The organism is Pseudarthrobacter sp. TE9888 (assembly GCF_056279345.1).
On record NZ_JBWBRD010000002.1, the window covers coordinates 1,719,236 to 1,741,006 of the forward strand.

General features: G+C 69.0%; 17 protein-coding genes. 13 read left to right on the forward strand and 4 right to left on the reverse strand.

All coding sequences use genetic code 11. The features are described from left to right. Positions 1–33: 33 nt before the first annotated feature. Positions 34–1,293 (reverse strand): glycoside hydrolase family 1 protein, encoded by a 1,260-nt coding sequence (locus ACZ9J7_RS08680; RefSeq protein ID WP_476208656.1) that lies wholly within the window; start codon positions 1,291–1,293, stop codon positions 34–36. Between the two features lie 222 nt (positions 1,294–1,515). On the opposite strand from ACZ9J7_RS08680, the gene ACZ9J7_RS08685 reads away from it, so the two are divergent. The 8 genes from ACZ9J7_RS08685 (at position 1,516) to ACZ9J7_RS08720 (ending at position 12,592) form a co-directional block, all read left to right on the forward strand. Further along, complete coding sequence (locus ACZ9J7_RS08685) at positions 1,516–3,072, forward strand: ABC transporter substrate-binding protein (protein ID WP_476208658.1); 1,557 nt, start codon at positions 1,516–1,518, stop codon at positions 3,070–3,072. Positions 3,073–3,120: 48 nt separating this feature from the next. Next, the gene (locus tag ACZ9J7_RS08690) at positions 3,121–4,074 is read left to right on the forward strand and encodes an ABC transporter permease (RefSeq protein WP_350224184.1); all 954 of its coding nucleotides are present in this window, start codon (positions 3,121–3,123) and stop codon (positions 4,072–4,074) included. Then, positions 4,071–6,182, forward strand: coding sequence for a dipeptide/oligopeptide/nickel ABC transporter permease/ATP-binding protein (locus ACZ9J7_RS08695; protein ID WP_476208661.1), 2,112 nt, complete (start codon positions 4,071–4,073; stop codon positions 6,180–6,182). The genes ACZ9J7_RS08690 and ACZ9J7_RS08695 overlap by 4 nt, the downstream gene beginning before the upstream one ends. Beyond that, complete coding sequence (locus tag ACZ9J7_RS08700) at positions 6,179–7,186, forward strand: oligopeptide/dipeptide ABC transporter ATP-binding protein (RefSeq protein ID WP_476208663.1); 1,008 nt, start codon at positions 6,179–6,181, stop codon at positions 7,184–7,186. The genes ACZ9J7_RS08695 and ACZ9J7_RS08700 overlap by 4 nt, the downstream gene beginning before the upstream one ends. A gap of 36 nt (positions 7,187–7,222) precedes the next feature. Then, positions 7,223–9,517, forward strand: coding sequence for a family 78 glycoside hydrolase catalytic domain (locus tag ACZ9J7_RS08705; protein ID WP_476208665.1), 2,295 nt, complete (start codon positions 7,223–7,225; stop codon positions 9,515–9,517). After that, positions 9,517–10,470 carry a glycoside hydrolase family 43 protein gene (locus ACZ9J7_RS08710; protein WP_476208667.1) on the forward strand — a complete coding sequence of 318 codons (954 nt, stop codon included), beginning with the start codon at positions 9,517–9,519 and terminating at the stop codon, positions 10,468–10,470. The genes ACZ9J7_RS08705 and ACZ9J7_RS08710 overlap by 1 nt, the downstream gene beginning before the upstream one ends. 78 nt (positions 10,471–10,548) lie before the next feature. Continuing rightward, on the forward strand, positions 10,549–11,013 hold the full coding sequence (locus tag ACZ9J7_RS08715) for a phage tail protein (protein WP_476208668.1): 465 nt from the start codon (positions 10,549–10,551) through the stop codon (positions 11,011–11,013). Positions 11,014–11,104: 91 nt separating this feature from the next. Beyond that, positions 11,105–12,592, forward strand: coding sequence for a glycoside hydrolase family 43 protein (locus ACZ9J7_RS08720; protein ID WP_476208670.1), 1,488 nt, complete (start codon positions 11,105–11,107; stop codon positions 12,590–12,592). A 4-nt stretch (positions 12,593–12,596) separates the two neighbouring features. Here the strand turns inward: ACZ9J7_RS08720 and ACZ9J7_RS08725 are convergent, their stop codons facing one another. Beyond that, positions 12,597–12,980: a CBU_0592 family membrane protein gene (locus ACZ9J7_RS08725; RefSeq protein ID WP_476208672.1), complete on the reverse strand. Its 384-nt coding sequence runs from the start codon at positions 12,978–12,980 to the stop codon at positions 12,597–12,599. Positions 12,981–13,081: 101 nt separating this feature from the next. Between ACZ9J7_RS08725 and ACZ9J7_RS08730 the strand changes: the two genes are divergently transcribed. Continuing rightward, positions 13,082–14,005 carry a LysR family transcriptional regulator gene (locus tag ACZ9J7_RS08730; RefSeq protein WP_476208673.1) on the forward strand — a complete coding sequence of 308 codons (924 nt, stop codon included), beginning with the start codon at positions 13,082–13,084 and terminating at the stop codon, positions 14,003–14,005. Positions 14,006–14,147: 142 nt separating this feature from the next. Beyond that, positions 14,148–15,299 (forward strand): cation:proton antiporter, encoded by a 1,152-nt coding sequence (locus ACZ9J7_RS08735; RefSeq protein ID WP_476208674.1) that lies wholly within the window; start codon positions 14,148–14,150, stop codon positions 15,297–15,299. Between the two features lie 6 nt (positions 15,300–15,305). Here the strand turns inward: ACZ9J7_RS08735 and ACZ9J7_RS08740 are convergent, their stop codons facing one another. After that, positions 15,306–16,136 carry an IclR family transcriptional regulator gene (locus tag ACZ9J7_RS08740; RefSeq protein ID WP_476208676.1) on the reverse strand — a complete coding sequence of 277 codons (831 nt, stop codon included), beginning with the start codon at positions 16,134–16,136 and terminating at the stop codon, positions 15,306–15,308. 159 nt (positions 16,137–16,295) lie between these two features. On the opposite strand from ACZ9J7_RS08740, the gene ACZ9J7_RS08745 reads away from it, so the two are divergent. Genes ACZ9J7_RS08745 through ACZ9J7_RS08755 form a run of 3 tightly spaced genes read left to right on the forward strand, consistent with a single transcriptional unit; the run spans position 16,296 to position 20,955 of the window. Further along, positions 16,296–19,007 (forward strand): family 78 glycoside hydrolase catalytic domain, encoded by a 2,712-nt coding sequence (locus tag ACZ9J7_RS08745; protein WP_476208678.1) that lies wholly within the window; start codon positions 16,296–16,298, stop codon positions 19,005–19,007. Continuing rightward, positions 19,004–19,993, forward strand: a complete 990-nt coding sequence (locus ACZ9J7_RS08750) for an alpha/beta hydrolase fold domain-containing protein (RefSeq protein ID WP_476208680.1) — start codon at positions 19,004–19,006, stop codon at positions 19,991–19,993. The genes ACZ9J7_RS08745 and ACZ9J7_RS08750 overlap by 4 nt, the downstream gene beginning before the upstream one ends. Further along, positions 19,990–20,955 carry an alpha/beta hydrolase gene (locus ACZ9J7_RS08755; protein WP_476208682.1) on the forward strand — a complete coding sequence of 322 codons (966 nt, stop codon included), beginning with the start codon at positions 19,990–19,992 and terminating at the stop codon, positions 20,953–20,955. Before ACZ9J7_RS08750 ends, ACZ9J7_RS08755 begins: the two co-directional genes overlap by 4 nt. Here ACZ9J7_RS08755 and ACZ9J7_RS08760 read toward each other — a convergent pair. Next, complete coding sequence (locus ACZ9J7_RS08760) at positions 20,952–21,716, reverse strand: FadR/GntR family transcriptional regulator (protein ID WP_476208684.1); 765 nt, start codon at positions 21,714–21,716, stop codon at positions 20,952–20,954. The genes ACZ9J7_RS08755 and ACZ9J7_RS08760 overlap by 4 nt on opposite strands. Positions 21,717–21,771 lie beyond the last annotated feature (55 nt).

Genomic DNA, 21,771 nt, shown 5'->3' on the forward strand with positions numbered 1-21,771 from the left:
ACCGCCAAAGGCGGTCCGGGCCATTGCTTTACACTATGCGGGCTGCGCCATCTCGGATGCAGCCTGCTGCCGGGCGAAGTTGCCCAGCCAGCGTGCACTGTCCTTCGGGGTCCGTTCCTGGGTGGAGCGGTCGACGGCGATCAGGCCGAACATGGGCCGGTAGCCGAAAATCCACTCGAAGTTATCGAACGCGGTCCAGGCGATGTAGCCGCGCACGTCGATGCCGTCGGCAAGGCAGGAGGCAACGCCGTCGACCGCCGCCTCCAGGAAGGCCACGCGCTGGGTGTCATCCTCCGTGGCCAGCCCGTTCTCGGTAACCATCACCGGGATACCGGCAACGCGCCAGGCCTCCCGGATGGTTGCCTGCAGCCCCTGCGGGTAGATCTCCTCACCCATCTGGTTCACCGCCACTCCCTCCGGAGCGGGGGCGTGTCCGTCCGGGCCGTACACGGTGCGGCCGTAGGTCTGGATGCCCACGAAGTCGTCGCCGCGGGAGGCCTCCAGGAACCGCTCGTTGACGTCCCGGCGCACCCGGTCCGCAATGTCTTCGCCGCCGGGGATGGACTGGATGTCCGAGTTGGCCAGGGTCCAGCCCACCTGCAGCTCCGGTCGGTGCGCCTTGATCGCTGCGGTGGCCGCCTTGTGCGCCGCAAGTTTGACGTTGAAGCCGGCCTCCGTGGAGCAGAACTGGAACGGGGCAACCGTGCTGGCGTCCACGCCAAGCCGTTCCGCCGCGGCCGCCCACATGGGAACCTTCCCGCGGTTCTCCGGTGCTTCCCCGCCGATGCCGAACGATTCCAGCAGCCACGGAAGATTGGGTTCGTTCAGGGTGCAGGCGAAGCCGATCAGGTCACCCAGGTGCGCCATGACACGGTCGCAGTAGCGCGCGAACAGCTCCGGCGTGCGTTCACCCTCCCAGCCGTCCGAACGGAGCAGCCAGAGCGGTGACGCGAAGTGGTGGAACGTGACCACCGGCGTCAGCCCGTGCTCCCGGCAGGCCTCGAGTACCCGCTTGTAGTGGTCCAGTTCGGCTACCGAAAAGTGGCCTTCTTCCGGCTCGATCCGGGCCCACTCCAGGGAGAACCGGTAGCTGGTGAAACCGAGCCCCGCGATCAGTGCAATATCCTCCCGGTACCGGTTGTAGTGGTCCACGGCATCCCCGGAAGGCTCAGCGAAGATGGTGCCCGGCAGGTGCTCCAGGAACCAGACATCACTGTTGACGTTGTTGCCTTCCACCTGGTGGCCCGCGGTGGCCACGCCCCAAAGGAAGTCCTGCGGAAACGGGTTGGTCATAGGGGTTCCTCTCATCATGGACGCACGCCGGCGTCCCAGGCCTCACTGCCTGCATCCATCCTGTCCAGCCGCGTGACCGCCGCCACAATACTTTTTCAATCAATGACATTCTCATGTTTGGTCCCGCAGGCTCCGACGGATTCTTGAAGGGAGCCGGGCAGCCCCGGCCCCCCGAATTTCCTCCGTTTGTCACCGTCATAGAAGAATGCGAAGGCGCACCAGATGAAACTTATGACCTCCACCGCACGCGGCAGCGCTGCCGTCCTGACCGGTGCCCTGCTGATGGGTTCCCTGGCCGCCTGCGGCGGCGGAAACTCCCAGGCGTCCGCGAAGGCTGATGCGAGCAGCCTGACCCTGGCCATCGACAGCGACTCGGCCTCCTTCGGCTACGACCCCCTGCGCGTTGCTGCAGCCCAACGCCAGTTCTTCGAGGGACTCTACGACAGCCTGATGACCCTCCAGCCGGACGGCTCCACAGGTCCCGGCCTGGCCAAGGACTTCACCTACAACGCGGACAACACCGTCCTGACGCTCAACCTCAGGGACGACATCACGTTCACGGACGGCTCCAAGCTTGATGCGGCACTGGTCAAGGCCAACCTGGACCGCCGGTCCGACTCCGCCCTGACCGCCTACTCCGCCGTCGCCAAGGGCGGCGCCCAGGAAATCACGTCCGTGGATGTGGTCAGCCCCACCCAGGTGACACTGACCTTCGCCAAGCCGCAGCCCGGGTTCGAGAAAAACCTGGCCTCGACCACCGGAATGATCGTGGGCAAAAACGGTGTCACGGACACCGCCAGCCTGGCTGCCACGCCGGACGGTTCCGGTCCCTACACCCTTGACCCGTCCACCGTGAAGGGCAACAAGTACGTCCTGGTTAAGAACGACAAGAGCGCTGACGCAGCCAAGTTCGCCTACAAGAAGGTTGTCTTCAGCGTCGTTTTGGACCCCCAGGCACGCGCCAACGCCCTGGTCTCGGGGCAGGCCGACGTCGCGATGCTGACGTCCTCCACGGTGGACTTCGCCAAGTCCAAGGGAGTGGGCGTTTCCCAGGCGGGCGGCACCGTCAACACCATGATCTCCTTCGACAAGATCGGCAAGACCGCGCCGGCGTTCGCACAGGAAAAGGTCCGCCAGGCCATCCAGTACGCCATCAACCGCCAAGGCCTGGTGGATGCCCTGCACAAGGGTGACGTCCCGGCCTGGAACGCCCTGCCCAAGGACTCCGCCGGGTTCACCGACGCGCTGAACACCGAGTTCGCCTACAACCCGGACAAGGCCAAGAGCCTGCTGGCCGAGGCCGGCTACCCCAACGGCTTCGAATTCACCATCATCGCCGGCGCCCAGACCCAGACAGACCTCCAGGCCGTCCAGAAGGACCTCGCCGCCGTCGGCATCACCATGAACGTGAAGATGGCCGCTTCCACCGACGAAGCCTTCGCCGCCGTCGCCACCACGCCCCTGGGGTACGCGCCGCTGAACTGGGACAACCCGGTGGGCGTCATGTACGGCGTCGTCCTCAACGGTTTCACCAACGTGCAGAAGGCCACCGATGACCAGCTCAGCGCCGCCACCGGCGAGCTGGCCGCGGCCAAGGACGACGCTGCCGTGAAGGCCGCCGCCACCAAGCTGAACACCCGGCTGGTGGAGTCCGGCTGGATGATCCCGCTGTACGAGGCGCTGACCAACCAGGGGTACAACACCAAGAAGGTAGCCCCGGTGAAGTTCGCCGGCACCAACGCCTACCCGCTCCTTTCCTCCTACACGCCCACCAACTGATCCAACCTGCCCGGCGCCCCTCCTAAAAAGGGGCGCCGGGCCTGACCAATGGAGGTCACCATGGCATTGTTCGTTGCCAAGCGCCTGCTGATGGCGCTCGCCACGGTGCTGGTGGTGGCGGTGCTGGCATTCCTGCTGGTGCACGCCATGCCCGGCAGCCCGGGAGCCGTTTCCCTCGGTGCCGGCGCCTCCCAGGACGCCATTAGCCAGCTCAACCAGCAGTTGGGCTGGAATGATCCGCTCTTCACCCAGTTCTTCCGCTGGCTGGGGGACGCCGTGCAGGGGAATCTGGGGAATTCGCTGATCGACGGCCGCTCCGTCAGCGCCGACCTCGCCAGCCGCCTGCCCGTCACCGCCTCGCTCGCGGCCGGCGCCACCATCCTCAGCGCCATCCTGGGCATCGCCCTGGGCGTGACCGCTGCCGTCCGCGGCGGCCTGCTGGACCAGGCCATCGGCGGGTTCGTCGGCCTCCTGGTCGCACTCCCTGCGTTCTGGGTGGGCATCATCTTCGTCTACCTGTTCGCCGTCCAGTCCTCCATTTTCCCCGCCACCGGCTACGTGCCGTTCGAAGTGTCCCCGCAGGACTGGGCCATGTCGCTGGCGCTGCCGGTAATCACGCTGGCCGTCGGCGGTGCCGCGTTCATCGCAAGGCAGACCAGGGCGTCCATGCTCGAGGCGCTGCAGCAGGAGCACATCCGCACCTTGCGGGCCACGGCCACCCCCACCTGGAAGATCCTCTACGTGCACGCCCTGCGCTACGCCAGCCTGCCCATCGTGGCCGGCATCGCCCTGCAGTTCATCGGCCTGTTCGGCGGCTCCGTCATTGCCGAACAGCTGTTCGCCATGCCTGGCCTGGGCCAGGCCGTGCAATCCTCCGTCAGCACCCACGACGCCCCCGCCGTCCAGGGCGTGGTGGTGATCGCCACCGTGGTGGTGGTCGCCGTCAACCTGGTACTGGAGCTGGCCACCAAGTTCCTCGACCCGAAGTTGCGTGCCTCATGATCCCCACAGTTGCCCCGGCCCCCGCAGACGCGGACCAGGCAGGAAGTACGACGGCGGCAGGCGCCCCCGTGCCAGGTGCCGGCAAGGCGGTACTCGCCAGGTTTTCCAAGCACCGTCTCTTCGCGTCACCGGGAGCCGTAGCCGGCCTCGTGTGGCTGGCGGCGCTGGTCATCGCGTCCCTGACAGCGCCGCTCTGGCTCCCGTTCAAGACCGAGGACCAGGACTTCACCGCCGTCCTGTCCGGCCCCACCGCCGCGCACTGGCTGGGGACCGATGAACTGGGCAGGGACATCCTCAGCCGCATCTTCGCTGCCGCGGCCGGCACCCTGGGGACGTCGATGATCACGGTGATTGTCGGCGTCGGACTCGGCACCATCCTCGCCATGGCTGCTGCCGGTGCGGGCGAGCGGACCGAAGCCGCGATCAGCCGGATCACCGAGGTCATGATGTCCCTCCCGGGCACCGTGATCATCCTGGCCGTTATCGGCGCCGTGGGCACCAACATCCCCATGGTCATGGCCATCCTGGGCATCCTGATGTCCGCCGGCATTTACCGGGTGATCCTTGGCCAGGCCAAATCGCTGCAGTCCCAGCTGTACGTTGATGCGGCAAAAGTGGACGGCGTGGGGCCGCTAGGCATCAGCGTCCGGCATGTCCTGCCCGGCCTTGCCAACACCATCGTGGTCCAGGCGGCGCTCATCTTCGCCGTCGGCATGCTCATCCAGGCCGGCCTGGCATTCATCGGCTTCGGCCCGCCCATCCCGCAGCCCAGCTGGGGCGGCATGATCCAGGGCGCTTCCCAGCACGTTTACGACGCCCCCTGGATGATGGTGCCCACCGGTGCTGTGCTGGCCCTGACCGTCCTCGCGGCCAACGCCATCGGCAACGCCCTGGGCAAGGCGCCCAACGCCGCAGCCCCGCACCTGCCGTCCGCGGCAGCCCGGCGGCAGCGCGCCAAGGCCGTGGCCGCCATCGCCGCCGCCCCGGCTGCCGGGGACAGCGCTTCCGGGGAAGCGCCGAAAGGCACCCTTTCCGTTCGCAACCTGTCCGTCGGCGTCGACAATGCCGGTACGGGCAACGGCGTCCGGCTGGTCACCGACGTCTCCTTCGACGTCGAACAGGGCACTGTCCTGGGCCTGGTAGGCGAGTCCGGCTGCGGCAAGACCATGACGGCGCTGTCCCTCCTGGGCCTGCTGCCGTCCGGTGTCTCCGTGACCGGCGGCCAGATCCTCTGGAACGGCAGGGATCTTGCGGCCGCCGCGGACAAGGAGATGGAAGGCATCCGGGGCCGGGAGATCGCCCTGATCAGCCAGGAGCCCATGCGGGCCCTGGACCCGATGTTCACGGTGGGCTACCAGCTTACCGCAACCATCCGGCGGCTCCGCGGAATGGGCAAGGCCGCGGCGGGCAAGGAAGCCCTGGCCCTGCTGGAGAAGGTGGGCATCGTGGATGCCCGGCGGATCCTGAAGACCTACCCGCACCAGATCAGCGGCGGCATGGCCCAGCGCGTGGCCATAGCCCTGGCCCTGTCCGGCCAGCCCAGGCTGCTGGTGGCCGACGAGCCCACCACGGCCCTGGACGTCACGGTCCAGGCCGAGATCCTGTCCCTCCTCCGGGCCCTGGTGAAGGACACCGGGATGTCCGTGGTGATGGTGACCCACGACCTGGGCGTGGTGGCGGACATCTGCGACCAGGTGGCCGTCATGTACGCCGGGCAGGTGGTGGAAAACGGGAAGACCGCAGCCATCCTGGACAACCCGCGCCATCCCTACACCCTGGCCCTGCTCGCCGCCGATCCGCACGCCAACCAGGCCGAGGATATGCCCGAGCGGCTGGCAACCATCAGCGGCCAGGTCCCGCAGCCCAAGGACTGGCCCACGGGCTGCCGCTTCGCCGCCCGCTGCCAGTTCGCCGGCTCAGCCTGCCTGGAACCGGTCCCGCTGCTGTACTCCGGCGCCGGCGAAGGCCTGGTCCGTTGCGTCAAAGCGGACCAGCTGGCCGTTGAAGGCATGGACTGGCTGGCCACCGACGTGCCCGCCGGCAGGCTCCTCCCGGTCAGCCCCGTGACCCCAACGAACACCACCATCGTCGAAAAGGACCTGGCATGAGCACCGCAGTCACGGAACGCCGCGATACACCGCCACCCGCCGCCGGTACCCCGGTGCTGGAAGTCAAGGACCTGGTGGTCCGCTACGGCCGGGGCCGCAAGGCAGCCGCCGCACCCGCCGCCGTCGACCACGTCAGCTTCAGCATCGCCCCTGGTGAAACCGTGGGACTGGTGGGGGAGTCCGGCTCCGGAAAGTCCACCATTGGCAAGGCCATCCTGGGCCTGCAGAAGGTCTCCGGCGGCTCCATCAGCTACCAGGGCAAGGACATCACCGCGGCCAACGCGGCGCAGCGCCGGGACTTGGGCGGGGAGCTGCGGGCCGTCTTCCAGGACCCCAACTCTTCACTGAACCCGCGCAACACCGTCGGCACCTCCCTCGCCGAACCGCTCCGGCTCCGCGGCGTCTCCGGCGCGGAGGCGAGAGCCAAAGCGGAAGACATGCTGGAACGCGTTGGGCTCCCGCGGGAGGCCGCGGACCGGTATCCCAGCCAGTTCTCCGGCGGCCAGCGGCAACGCATTTCCGTGGCCCGCGCGCTGATCTGCGATCCGCAGCTGGTGGTCTGCGACGAAGCGGTCAGCGCCCTGGACCTCTCCACCCAGGCGCAGGTCCTGAACCTGCTGGCGGACCTGCGCGACGAACGGGGCCTGAGCTACCTGTTCATTGCCCACGACATCGCCGTGGTCCAGTTCCTGGCCGAACGCGTGGTGGTGCTCTACCGCGGACAGGTGATGGAAACCGGACCGGCGGCCGCCGTCACCGAAAACCCGAAGCACCCCTTCACGCAGGCCCTGGTTGCCGCCTCCCCGGTGCCCCGGCCGGCCGAACAGGCCGCCCGGCGCGAAGCCCGCGAGGCGCTGGGTGTCCGCACCGGCGCCGCCGCCGTTCCCGGCCCCGGTGGCTGCCCGTTCCGGCTCCGCTGCCCGCTCGCCACTGAGCTGTGCGCCACCGAACGGCCGGCCCTGCGCCGCGTGGGCGCGGCAGACGTCGCCTGCCACTACGCCTGAATTTGCTGCCCTACTTCAGAACGGATCACTTTCTCCATGATTTCCACCCCCTGGCACGCCGCCATGATCACGCCCGAAGAGGACTTCGACGGCGCCCCGCTGCTCCGCAAGGAGTTCACCCTCGAAGAGGGGCACGGCGGGGTAGCCAAGGCGACGCTGCGTGCCACCGCCCTTGGCATCTACGAGGCCTCCATCAACGGCACACCCGTGGGCCCGGACGTCCTGGGCCCGGGCTGGAGCTCCTACGAGTGGCGCCTCCGCTACCGCAGCTACGACGTCACATCGCTGGTAGGCCCCTCCACCGTGATCGGCATCGAACTGGGCAACGGCTGGTACCGCGGCCGGCTGGCCTGGCACGGACTGTCCAACCTGTACGGCAGTGAACTGGGGTTCTTCGGGCAACTCGATGTCGAGTTTGAGGACGGCTACGTGCAGACGGTCGCCTCCGACTCGTCCTGGCAGGCAGGGCCGTCCGCCACCACCGTCAACGACCTGTACGACGGGCAAACCATTGACGCCCGCAGGCTCCAGGCCGGCTGGGCGGAGCCAGGCTTCGCTCCCGGCCAGGACTGGACCGGCGTGCGGGAGCTGGCGTTCGACGGCGGCCGGCTGGCTGAGCCGGTGGGCCCGCCCGTGGTGCGTGCCGGCGTCGTCCGTCCCGTGGAAATCCTCACCTCACCCGCAGGGAAGACGCTGGTGGACTTCGGCCAGAACCTGGTGGGCTGGCTGCGTTTCAGCGTTCAGGGGGAGGCCGGGCACGTGATCACCGTCCGGCACGCGGAAGTGCTGGAAAACGGCGAACTGGGCGTCCGGCCCCTGCGCTCGGCAAAGGCTACGGACACGTTCATCCTCTCCGGCGGCCGGGACACCTTCGAGCCCACCAAGACCTTCCATGGCTTCCGTTACGCCGAGGTCACCGGCTGGCCCGGAACCCTCACCGCAGATGATCTCAAGGCCGTGGTGGTCCACTCCGACCTGGAGCGGACCGGCACCTTCGAGTGCTCCAACGACCTCGTCAACCAGCTGCACCGCAACATCGTCTGGGGCCTGCGCGGGAACTTCCTGGACCTGCCCACCGACTGCCCGCAGCGCGACGAGCGGCTCGGCTGGACCGGCGACATCGCCGTCTTCGCCCCCACCGCCGCCTACCTGTACGACGTCAAGGGCTTCCTGCAGGACTGGCTGCTGGACCTCGCCGCCGAGCAGAAGGCGCAGGATGGCCTGGTGCCCATCGTGGTCCCGGACGTCCTGAAGTACTGTCCGCAGCCGCCGGAATTCCCGTCGCCCGAGTCCTCCGCGCTGTGGAGCGAAGCCTCGGTGTGGGTGCCGTGGGCGCTGTGGGAGGCGTACGGGGACCTCGGCGTGCTGGAGGCACAGTACGAGTCGATGGCCGCGCACACCCGCCGCGTCGAAGGCCTGCTCTCACCCTCCGGGCTGTGGGATTCCGGCTTCCAGTTCGGCGACTGGCTGGACCCTGACGCCGCGCCGGACCAGCCGTGGGCAGCCAAGGCGGACACCGCCGTCGTGGCCACCGCCTGCATGTACCGCACCGCCCGGCTCACCGCGCAGACCGCCGGGCTCCTGGGAAAGCACGACGACGAAACGCACTTCCACGCGCTCGCTGCCCGGGTGCGGAACGCCTTCGCCGAGCACTACGTAGCGGCCGGCGGCACCATCACCAGCGACTGCACCACCGTCTACGCCCTCGCCATCGCCTTCGATGTGCTCCAAACCCCGGAACTGCGCGAGTTCGCCGGCAACCGCCTGGCCGAACTGGTCCGGGACAACGGCTACCGGGTGTCCACCGGCTTCGCGGGAACGCCGTTCATTACGCACGCACTCACCGACACCGGGCATGTGGACGAGGCCTACCGGCTGCTGCTGGAGGAGGGCTGCCCGTCCTGGCTCTACCCCGTGACCATGGGCGCCACCACCGTGTGGGAACGCTGGGACTCCATGCTCCCGGACGGCACCATCAACCCCGGCGAAATGACCAGCTTCAACCACTACGCCCTGGGCGCGGTGGCGGACTGGATGCACAAGGCCATTGGGGGCATCCGGCCGGCCGAACCCGGCTACGCCCGCGTGCTCATCCAGCCGCAGCCGGGGGAGGGGATCAGCTGGGCCAGGACGTCCCTGAAGACCCCGCACGGCGAGGTCCGCGTGGCATGGACGTCCGACGACGGGGAGTTCCGGCTCGATGCGACCGTCCCCGCCGGGGTGGCGGCCGACGTCGTGCTTCCGGACGGCGCGCGGCACACGGTTGAGGGCGGGGAGCACCACTTCGCCGGCGTGCCGGCACCTGCGCTCGATTACCAGGCAAGCCGCTGATGGGCCAACAGGCGGCGGTCCGGCAGCTGCGCCTCGACGGGATCCGGATGCGGGACCCGTTCATCCTCGAGGCCGCTGCCGGTGAGTTCGTCCTGTTCGGAACCAGCGATGAGAACGTGTGGGGCGGCCCCGCCACCGGCTTTGACTGCTACACCAGCCGCGACCTGGAGCACTGGGAAGGCCCCATCGCAGCGTTCCGGCCGCCCGCCGGCTTCTGGGCGGACACCCAGTTCTGGGCGCCGGAGGTGTACGCCCTTGACGGACGCTTCTTCATGCTCGCCACCTTGGCGACGTCCTCCGGTGCACGTCCGCGCGGAGTTGCGGTGCTCGCCTCCGATAACCCCACCGGCCCCTACCAGCCGTGGAGCGACGGGCCGGTCACCCCGGCAACCCAGCCCTGCCTGGACGGAACCCTGCATGTCGACGATCAAAGCACCCGCTGGCTGGTCTACAGCCGCGGGACGGAGGGGACGCCGGATGGTCCGGGGATCCGGGACGGGGAAATGTACGCGGTCCACCTCTCGACGGACCTGCGCTCGGCCGTGGGTGAACCGATCCTGCTGTTCACGGCGGCCTCGGCCAGGTGGACGAGACCCCTGCGCTTCCCGGAGGGGATGGAGCCGCCGGTGGAACTGAACCTCGCCAGGGATCCGATGTTCACGGATGGCCCGTTCCTTGTCCGCGCGCCGGGAGGCGCCCTGCTGATGTTGTGGTCCAGCCACGGTGAGGACGGTTACGCGCTGGGCCTCGCCGAATCTGCCGGCGGAAGCGTCACGGGGCCCTGGGTCCAGCGCCCTGAACCCCTGTGGTCCAGCGACGGCGGCCACGGGATGGTCCTCCGAACGTCCGGCGGCCGTGACTACGTGGCCTTCCACTGGCCGAACAGCACGCCCGACGAACGGGTACGGCTGGCCGAAGTGGACATCAGCGGAGCGGGCATCCGGATCATGTGACGCGGGGCCTGTGGTGCCGGATGCAACAGGCGCGCTGATCTGCAACGATGTGCCTCAGGACCCAACCCAGGAGGACTCATGCCGTACACCGTGGATTTCAAGAACGTCTCCACCACCGGTCTGGAATCGTCGCCGGTAGCCGAGGCGCTGGCCGGGCTGCGCGCCAACGAGGCGCGCTACTACAAGAACAAATACGACCACGACTTCACCGTCACTCCCGCCGAAGACGACCCGGAGACGCTGCGGTACATCACCACCATCCTGTCCACGGAGCGGAACCTGGCGATCGCGTCCAAGCCCCTGGAAGTGTCCTCCTTCGAGGTCGACGGGCTGCGGATGGCTTACGTCTTCTACGAGTCCGGGCTGTCCATCAACGTCATGTACTCCGTTGAAGAAGGCGGCAAGCGGGCAGTGGGCTTCAAACTGTCCGACGGCATGGAGGTCCCGGAGGAACTGGCCACCAGCTTCAAGTTCGCACGCCAGAAATCCAAGCTCGCGGGCACCATCCGTGGCTCCTACTTCGTGATCAAGGGCCAGTACTAGGGTCAGGGACCAGGCCGAAGCACCGAAGAACGCCTTCCAACGATTGAAACCGGGCCCTGCCTGCGGCGGCGCTGGGCGGCACGATGGCGGAATGAACTCCAACCCCATCCTTTCGGGCTTCAACCCTGACCCGAGCATCGCCAGCACCCCGGACGGCTACTACCTGGTCACGTCGTCCTTTGAATACCTGCCGGGCCTGCCGGTTTACCACAGCCCGGACCTGGAACGCTGGGAGCTGGTGGGCCATGTGGCCACGCGGGAGGAACAGGTGGGGATTGCCGGCGTCCCCACGCCGGGAGGCGTCTGGGCGCCCACCCTCCGCTACCGGGACGGCGTTTTCTACCTGATCGTCTCGGTGTTCCTTGGAGGCCGCGGCTGCGTGGTGTTTACGGCCACCGATCCCGCCGGGCCATGGAGTGACGGCACCGTCATCGGCGCGGTGGACGGCATCGACCCGGATCTCGCCTGGGACGACGACGGGACCGCCTACGTGACGTTCGCCCGCCACCCTGACGCGATCCAGCAGGTGCGGGTGGACCTCGAAACCGGGGAAGCCCTCGAACAGCCGCGGGCACTGTGGTCCGGCAGTGGATTGTATTCACCCGAGGGGCCGCACCTGTACCGGCGCGGTGACTGGTGGTACCTGGTGGTGGCGGAGGGCGGAACGGACCGGGGGCATGCCGTGACGGTGGCCCGCTCGCGGCGCCCGGACGGCCCGTTCGAATCCGCGCCGCACAATCCCATCCTTACCGCCGCGGGAACCGGCTCGGCGGTCCAGAACACCGGGCACGCAGACCTCGTTGAACTGCCCGACGGCGGAACGGCCATGGTCCTGCTGGGTGTCCGCCCGCTGGGGCTGGCGAAGTCGTTCTCCCCCTTGGGCCGTGAAACATTCCTGGCTGCAGTGGACTGGGTGGACGGCTGGCCGCACGCGCGGCTTCCCCGTGTAACTGGAGCCCGGCCCGAGGAACGTGGGTATGACTTCAGCAACGGCGCCGGGCTGGAGGATCCGCAATGGGTCGGCGTGCGCCGGGTGCCGGCGGAGTTCTCCGCCCCCACCTCCAAGGGGCTCCTGCTCAGGGGCGAAGGCGGCACCATGGGTTCGCCACGGCCCTGTTTCCTGGCCCAGCGCCAGCGCCACCTCGGGATGGAATTCAGGGCCGTGGTTAACGTCGCGGCGGGCGCGGGCGGCATCGCCGTCCGGAACGCCGAGGACAACTGGTTCGGCATCGAAGCCGGCCAGGACGGCGACTGCGTCAGGATCACGGCGCGCGCCGTCGTCGCAGGCTTTGACCGCACCTGGGAAACAACCGTTCCGTCTGGAGACGTTGAACTCGCCATCGTTGCCAGCCCGCCGCCGTCGGACTTCACCGCCGGTGCCGTGGGCGGCGACAGGATCCGCCTCCTGGTCCGGTCCTCGGGGCCGGGCGGCAACCCGGACGATGAACTGCTCACCGAACTCGATGGCAGGCACTGGGCGTTCGAGACCGCCAAGGGCTTCACCGGCCGGGCCTTCGGCGTCTTCGCTGTGGACGGTGAGGTCCTGGTCCGGCAGCTTTCCTACCGCGGCAGGGACTGACCCGCTACGCGGCCACGGCGCCGGGCTGCGAGGCGTGTCCGGCCGGCGCCGTGCACGCCGCCCTCGCCGGATCCACGACGGCGAGCTGGCCGGTGGTGTCCGGGACGCCGGGAAGGTGGATGGCAGGGGCCTCGGCGCCGGCCTCCGTGCCCCGGGCGCCGCGCAGGCGGAGGAGCGAAACTGCGGAAATGAGGAGCCACGCGGCATTGGTGGCCACTGACGGCCACGCCTCGTGGAAGGCGCCGTTGAGGATGAAGGCGGCGGCGCCGAGCAGGTTTGCCCCCTGGAATGCCCGGCCGGCCTTCACCCACCCCATGGAGACCGACAGGAACGCAGTCAGAATCATGGCGGCGCCGGCCCAACCGGAGATTTCCCAAACGAGTTCCATTGGTGTCCTTTCGCAAATCGTTACCTAACGGCAATTCTGCGGGTCCGCAGGCGTGTAGTTCAATTGCATTCTTCTGCAGGCCTGGTTTAGAAATACTTAATATGGATATGGATCCGCGCAGGCTGCTCGTGCTTCTCGCTGTTGCCCGGACGGGCGGGGTGCTGGCCGCCGCCGATGAACTGCGCCTGACGCCCTCCGCGGTGTCCCAGCAAATCACCAAGCTGGAACGGGAAACCGGGCATGCACTGATGGTCCGCACCCCAAAGGGATCTGTGCTGACTCCTGCGGGGCTCGCCATGGCTGAAGCCGGCGAAGAAATCGAACGCGCCCTCAGCGTCGCCCGGACCCGGATGGAGAGCGGGGCCAACATCTCGGGTGTGGTTCGGCTGGGGGGCTTCACCAGCTTTGTCCGCACCGTGGTGATTCCCCGGCTGCCCGAATGGCGGAGCCAGTATCCGCAGCTCCGGATCCGCATCGTGGAGGATGACTTTCCCGCGCTGATGCGGCTGCTCCGGCAGCGCCAGCTCGACGCCGTCGTGGTGGAACACGACTCCACCACCGCCGGCCAGCTTTCACTCGGGGCAGGAATGATCGAGGAACCACTGCTGGACGAGCCCTGGAGGCTGGCGGTGCCCACCGGAGCGCTGCTTAGCACTGAGAGCGTGGACCTCGCCCGGCTGCCGCTTCCCTGGCTCGGGGTGGACTCCGCAGCCGCGAACTCCGCAGTGCTGGGGCGGCTGCGCCATTCAACGGGCGCCAGCATGGAGACTACGCACCAGTACCAAGAGACCCTGACGGCGCTGGCACTGGTCGCCGCCGGCGAAGGGGTCGCCATCCTGCCCACGCTGGCCCTGGCCGGCGTGGCGCACGAAGGGGTGGACATCCTTGACGTTCCCGGGCTGGGGACGCGGCGCATCGTCCTGCGGCGGTTCGACGGGCGCCGGCGTTCCAGCACCCCCATGGACACCGTTGCGCGGCTCCTGCGTGAATCAGCGGCGGCGTTCGACACGCGGTCGGCGTCCTGACCGGCCCTGATGCGCAGTCCGCGGTGCCGTTGACCCCCTGCAGGGGCATGGGTACTGTGGGCGCACAATCCGTCCGCGGCGCCGGCAGGCTGCCAAGGGCTGCGACGGCCAGTGGTCCGGGCGCGCCGGCAAAAGGAGGCAGGTGTCGTTCTTCCAGCTTTCGCTGATTGCCGCCGTCGCGCTCCTCGGGCCCCTCCTGGCGTTTCCCCGGAACTGGCACCTTCCCATGGTGCTGGGGCAGCTGCTCGCTGGCATCGCCATCGGCCGCACCGGACTGGGCCTGGTGGATTCCTCGGACCCGACGTTCACGTTCGTTGCCGACGTCGGATTCGCGCTCATCATGTTCGTCGCCGGAACGCATGTGCCGGTGCGGGACAAGGCCATCCGCCCCGCCCTGGGCGGCGGAGCCCTGCGGGCCGCCATCGCCGCGGTCCTCGCGGCCGGCGTCGGAATCCTCATTGCCTTCGCTTTCGGCACCGGGCACGCACCGCTCTACATGGTGCTGCTCGCCTCCTCCTCGGCGGCCCTTGTCCTGCCCATCGTCGACTCCCTGCAGCTGACGGGACCAAAGGTCCTCACGACGACGGCGCAGGTGGCGGTGGCGGACATCGCCTGCATCGTGGCGCTTCCGCTCGCGGTGGACCCGCCCAACGCACCGAGGGCTGCGATGGGGGCCGCCGCCGTCGCAGCCTGCTCCGTGGTGCTCTTCTTCGTACTGCGCTGGCTGGAGCGCAGCGGCACCCGCGGGCGGGTGCACGACGTGTCCGAGGAGCGGAAGTTCGCCCTGGAACTGCGGATCCAGCTGGCACTGCTCTTCGCATTGTCCGGGCTTGCCGTCGCAGGCCACGTGTCCGTCATGCTTGCCGGATTCTCCTTTGGGCTGGTGGTGGCGGCGGTGGGTGAACCCCGGCGCCTGGCGCACCAGCTCTTCGCGGTCAGCGACGGTTTCATGGGGCCGGTGTTCTTCGTGTGGCTGGGTGCATCGCTGGACCTGCGCGCGCTCGCCGTCACGCCAGGCATGGTGCTCCTCGGAGTCTGCCTCGGAGCGGGCACCCTGCTGGTCCACGGCAGCCTGCGCCTGCTGGGCCAGCCGCTGCCGCTCGCCGTGCTGTCCGCATCCCAACTGGGCGTGCCCGTTGCCGCTGCCACCATCGGCTCCCAGCTGGATCTGCTGGAACGGGGGGAAGCCTCGGCGTTGATCCTGGGCGCCCTTATCACCATCGGGGCAAGCGCCGCAGCCGGTTCACGGGCTGCCCGCGCCTTCGCCCGGAACGCCCCGGCCCCGGCCAAGTAGCCGGGTCTATCCCCGGGAGTGGGTCCACACCCCGGCGCTTGCCTGGGCCTGGAAACCCATGTTGCGGGACACCGCGCGGGCCGCAGCACGGACCGCCGGGGCAAGGACGTTGGGCGGCGTGGCGCCGTCCGGAACCACAATCGACAGCGACGCCACCACGGCGCCCTGCGCATCGAAGATGGGCGAGGCCACGGACACTGTACGTGACGGCACGGTCCGCCGGATCATGGCGATGCCGGTCCGCCGCACATCGGACAGGGTCCGGCGCAGCTGCCCCTCCGGCATTTCGGGCACGCCGGGCTCGTTCTCCGGCGGCCGTTTCAGGATGGTCTCCTGGAACTGCTGGTCCGCTCCGGCGAGCAGCACCAAACCGATGGCCGTCGACCGCAGCGGCGCCCGGCCACCCACCCGGTAGGCGACCTCGGTGGCGTCCTTCCCGGACAGCCGCTCAATCAGCACCGCCTGCTCGTTGTCCCGGACCGCCAGCAGGACGTGGTGCCGGGTGACCTCGAACAGGTCCTCAAGGTAGGGAAGCGCAATTTCCCGCACGCCGTGCCCGCGCGGAGACAGGGAGGCCACTTCCCACAGCCGGACCCCCACCACGTACCGGCCGTCGTCGAGCCTTTCCAACGCGCCCCACGCCACCAGCCGGGCTATCAGCCGCAGCGCCGTGGGTGCGGGCATGTCCGCGTGGCGGGCAAGCTCGGACAGTGTCAGCGCGCGGCGCCGGTCCGAGAAGACGGCGAGCAGGCTCAGTGCCCGGTCGATGACGGGTTCGCCCTGTTTGGGCCGCTTTCCGCGCGCAGGCGGGGTGTCCGTTTCCGGAGTGGCAGTCATGGCAGTGGTTCCTAGCGCCGTTGGCAGTTCCTGGGGCCCACGGGGAAGGCGGTGAGCTGAACCACAATACTATTCCAACCATTGAAAGAGCTGTGTGGAGGATCAAGGGATGGAAAGGAAGCTGGAACTCCCAGCAACCGCATCCAGGAGTCCTGCCGCATGACCGCCCCCACCCGGCTTCGGGCCGAACACCTGCCTGAAGCCATGGGCTTGACCGTTACCGAACCCCGGCTCAGCTGGACGCCGCCCACCGGCAGCACCACCCAGACGGCCTACCGGATCACCGCCAGCAACGGCTGGGACACAGGCAGGCAGGAATCAGCGGCGTGCACCACCCCGTATGCCGGCCCCGCGCTGGACTCCCGCAGCCGCTTCGAATGGCGCGTCCGCACCTGGAACACCGATGAAGCCGGCAACGAAACACCAACCGGCTGGTCCCGGCCCATGACGATTGAACTGGGCCTCCTGCACACCTCGGACTGGACGGGGCAGTGGATCGGCGCCGACGAACCGGAGATCCCGGCGCCGGGGGAGCGCCCAGGCTACGCCTTCACCAAAACCTTTTTGCTTGACACCGCTCCCGCAACGGCCCGCGCCTACGCCACCGCCCACGGCATCTACGAACTCTTCATCAACGGCCGCCGCGTAGGCGACCAGCAGCTCACCCCCGGCTCCACCAGCTACAACACCACCCTCCAGGTCCAGGCTTACGACGTCACCGCCCTGCTCACCGCGGGCCTCAACACCGTCCGCGCCGTCCTCACCGACGGCTGGTACCGCGGGACCTTCGGGTACACGCGCGACGCCGACATGTACGGCGCACACACGGCGTTCCTTGCCCAGCTCGAGCTGGAGTCCGGGACCGGCACGCAGGTCATCGGCACCGACGGCTCGTGGCAAGTGTCCGCCACGGAGATCACCGGCGCCGACCTCATGGCGGGCCAGCGGGTTGACTTCCGGGCGCACGACGCCGGGAGTCCACCTCCCGGAGGCAGCGCGCCCGGGGTGCGTCCCGCCGTCGTCCGTCCGGGCAGCTTCGCTCAGCTGGCCGGCCCCTTGGCCCCTCCCACCCGCGTGACCCGGGAACTGGCGCCGGCGTCCATCACCCGGCTGCCCAACGGCCACCAGGTGGTGGACTTCGGCCAGAACATCCACGGCTGGGTCCGCGTGGCCACGCTCGGGGTACCGGGCGGGACCGTCACGCTGGAGCACGGCGAGGCGCTTGGGCCGGACGGTGACGTCACCCGGGACCATCTGCGGCCGCACGATTTCCGCGCACCCGGGGCCTTCCGCGATGCCGGCCAGGTGGACACCGTCACTGCCCCCGGCGCCCCCGGCGAGGACTTGGAGCCCCGGCACACCACCCACGGGTTCCAGTACGTCTCCGTCCAGGGCCTCGCCACGGACCTGCAGCCGGCGGACATCACCGCCTGCCTGGTCCGGACCGACTTGGAACGCATCGGCACGTTCAACTGCAGCGACGAGCGGCTGAACAAGCTCCATGACATCGTGGAGTGGAGCTTCCTGGGGAACTCCTGCGAGGTCCCCACCGACTGTCCGCAGCGCGAGAAGGCCGGCTGGACCGGGGACTGGCAGCTGTTCATCCCCACCGCCGCGTACCTGTACGACGTTACCGGGTTCTCCCGCAAGTGGCTGCGGGACGTCCGCGCGGACCAATGGGAGAACGGCGTCATCGCCAACATCTCGCCGTCGCCCGGGCCGGCGGCCACCTCGGCCGAATTCATGGCCTTCACCAACGGCTCGGCCGGCTGGGGCGACGCTATCGTGATGGTGCCGTGGGAGATCTATCTCGCCACCGGGGACGCCGCCATCCTCGCCGAAAACTGGGAGGCGATGCAGCGCTGGCTGGGCTTCGTCCGGACCACCGCGGAAACCCGGCGGCATGCAGCGCGCGCAGCTGCCAGCCCTGTCCCGGCCGCGCACGAAAAGTACCTGTGGGACACGGGCTTCCACTTCGGCGAATGGATGGAGCCGGACGGCCCGGAACCGGACCTGTTTGCCGCCCGCGCCGCGGACAACGGCATCGTGGCCACCGCCTACTACCGGCACACCACGGACCTGATGGCACGCATCGCCAGGGTGCTGGGGTTCGCCGGGGAAGCCGCCGCACTGGCGGAACTCTCGGCGAACGTCCGGGACGCCTGGGAAACGGAATACCTGGACGCCGCCGGGCAGGTGACCCGAGCCAGCCAGGCCAACTGCGTCCGTGCCCTCGCCTTCCACTTGGTGAGCCCGGACCACCGCGCCACCGTCACCGCACAGCTCGCAGGACTGATCCGGGACGCCGGCACGCACCTGGGCACGGGCTTCCTGGCCACGCCCTACCTGCTGCCCGTCCTGGCTGACAACGGCGAACTGGACCTCGCCTACGAACTGCTCATGCAGGACTCCGAACCGTCCTGGCTGGCCATGGTGGACCGCGGCGCCACCACAGTATGGGAACTCTGGAACGGCATCGACGCGGACGGCATCCCGCACCAGTCGCTCAACCATTACAGCAAGGGCGCCGTGGTGTCCTTCCTGCACCGGTACACGGCCGGGCTTCGCCAGGCACCTGGGAGCGCCGGCTGGGACCGCATCGTCATCGAGCCCCGCCCCGGCGCCGGACTCACCGCCGCGTCCACCTCCCACCAGGGCCCGCACGGCCTGATCGACGTGCATTGGGCGGTGACGGAGGAAGACGCGGACGACGGCGGGCTGACGCTCACTGCGACGATCCCCGCCGGCACCACCGCCGAGGTGCTGCTGCCGGGCCGGCCGGCCGCCGTCGTCGGGCCCGGACACCATACTTTCCTGGCCGCACCCGGCGGGGACAGCACCCAACCTGAGCTGATGAGGAGCACACTATGACAGTGGACCGTGCCAACGACGTACTCGACCCTTCCCGCGATGTTTCCCGCCCGGGAGGCCGGACGGTTCCCCCCTTCCCGGTCTACGATGCGCCCGGCACACCCGAGCGGGTGAACGACGATTCCCTGGTGCACCGCGAGGTGACGTACGCCCGCGCCCTCGGCTTCCGCCCGCTGAAGCTGGACATCTGGCTGCCCCGCAACGCCGCCGGACCCACGCCGCTGGTGCTGTGGGTGCACGGCGGCGCGTTCCAGCTGGGGGACCGGCGGGAACTGCCGCCCACGTTTGCGCCGGACTCCGTGTTCCGGCTGCTCAACCAGGCCGGCATCGCCTGCGCCACGGCCGACTACCGGCACTCCCTGGAAGCTCCCTTCCCCGCGCAGCTGCACGACCTCAAGGCCGCCGTCCGGTACCTCCGCGAATTCGCCGCCGGCCTCAACATCGACCCGGAACGGTTCGGGGCCTGGGGTGAATCCGCCGGCGGCCACCTGGTGGCGCTGCTGGGCCTGACCGGTAACCGCCCGGACCTGGAGGGCGGCCTCGGTGTGCAGGGGCACAGCAGCAGCGTCAGCGCCGTCGTCGACTTCTACGGCGTCTCCTCCCTGGCGGACATCCCGCCCATGCAGCGGCCGGAGGGCCTGTTTCCGGACGCGTTGACGGCCGCCGTGCCGCCGGGCATGTCCCTGCAGCCCGAACACATGCTGGTGGGGGGCTCAGACGATCGGGACCTGCTGGCGGCAGCCAGCCCCGTCAGCTACGTCACCCCGGACGCTGCGCCGTTCCTGCTGGTCCACGGCGACAGTGACGGGCTGGTTCCGCATTCGCAGACCGAACTCCTGGCCGCGGCACTCGCGGATGCCGGCGTCGAACATGACGTGGTCACCATCAAAGGCGGCGACCATTGCTTCTTCGGCGCGGAGGACCAGATGGACACCATCCTGGCCACCGCCGTCGACTACTTTTCACGGAAGCTGGGCACACCATGACCCCCACCAAACGTGCAGACTCCGCCCCGGCCACGGGCACGGGGCACGACGGCCAGGCGCCTGACGCCGGGTTCGCGGAGTACCTGGCCAGGCCGGAAGGCCCGCAGTTCCTCAACCCGGATGCCGTGCGCTCGCCCGGACCCGACGTGCCCATCCGCACCGTGGCGGCGGACGGCCGGCACGGGCCGGTAGGCATCCGGATCTACGGCGAACCCGCCGCTGCGGGCAGCCCCGGCCTGGTGTGGCTGCACGGCGGCGGCTTCGTCAGCGGCAGCATTGACAGCCCCGAATCGGATTACCTGGCACGGGTGCTCGCTGCCCGGGGGACGCCGGTGTTGTCCGTCGACTACCGCCTGGCGCGCAATGGCGTGTCCTTTCCCGTTCCGCATGATGACACCCTGGCCGGGTGGTTCTGGGCGCGGAACAACGCCGGATCCCTGGGACTGGATCCGGACCTTCTCTGCCTGGGCGGGGCCGGCGCCGGCGGCAACCTCGCCGTCGGGGCCGCGCTGTACCTGGTGGACGCCGGCAAGCCGCTGCCCGCGAAACTCCTGCTGGCCTACCCGTTCCTGGACGCCGAACTCCCAGCGCCTGCCGGGGGACTGGACGATGAGGTCATGGCCGGGCTGCCGCGTCACCTGAGGTTTACGCTGGACGACTGCATCCGGACGGCGGAGAACTACGTGGGCGGCCCCGTCAGCATGGCACCGTCCTACGCGATGCCCGGCTACGCGGATCCTGCCGGCCTTCCGCCCGCCGCTTTGCTTGCCTGCGAGTACGACGACGCCCGCGGCTCAACCGAGCAGTTTGCCTCGGCATTGGAGCGGGCCGGGGTTCCGGTGTCCTACTTCCTGGCCGAGGGCGCAGTGCACGGCCACCTCAACCACACGGCCGGGCTGCCGGAAGGGCAGGCGGCCCTGGACTTCCTGGCGGGCCAACTGGCGGCGGTGCGGCACGCTTAGCCGCGGCCGGCGGGTCCGGGCCGCCCGGAACTTCCGTCCTGGTGGCTGCTGGACCAGATGTCGCCCATTTCCTCGGTGGACTGCTCCACGATCCTGCTCATGGCCGCGAGCGCGGCACCCGGGTCGCGGTGCTGGATGGCACTGGCCACATCGACGTGCAGCTGGAGTGCCTCGTGGTCCGGGAGATGCGGCATCAGGCCGTGCTGCGTCCGACCGGCCAGCACTTCCGCCACGAGGTTGTGCAGCTGCGAAAACATCAGGTTGCCGGAGGCGTGGAGGACTGCGGCGTGGAAGTCGATGTCGAGGCGCAGGAATTCGTCCTGGTCCGCGCGCTGTCCGGCCGCCCACAGGCGGGCAGCCATGGAGACAAGGTCGCTGGCTTCGTCCAGTGACGCGCGTTCAGCGGCCAGGCGGGCGGCCTGCGGTTCAATGGCGCCGCGCAATTCATTCAGGGCCTGCAGCTGCTCCAGCCGCTTGGCCGACGCCAGCCGCCACCGGATCACCTGCGGATCGTAGAGGTTCCAACTCGCCTCCGGCTGGACCACCGTGCCCAGGCGCCGGCGGGACTCGAGCATGCCCATGGACGAGAGGACGCGGGTGGCCTCCCGGATCACGGAACGGGACACCTTGTGCTGTGTTTCCAGTTCGTCCAGCCGCAGGATGGAGTTCGGTGCCAGGGTTCCCTCGGCAATGGCAAGCCCCAGGTTGTCGACCAGCGACGAATGCAGGTCGGGGGACAATGCCGCCTTTGGGATGGTCATGAATAAATCATATGGGGGCCTGGCAAGGCCCTGTATATGTCTGTCTTATATGTCT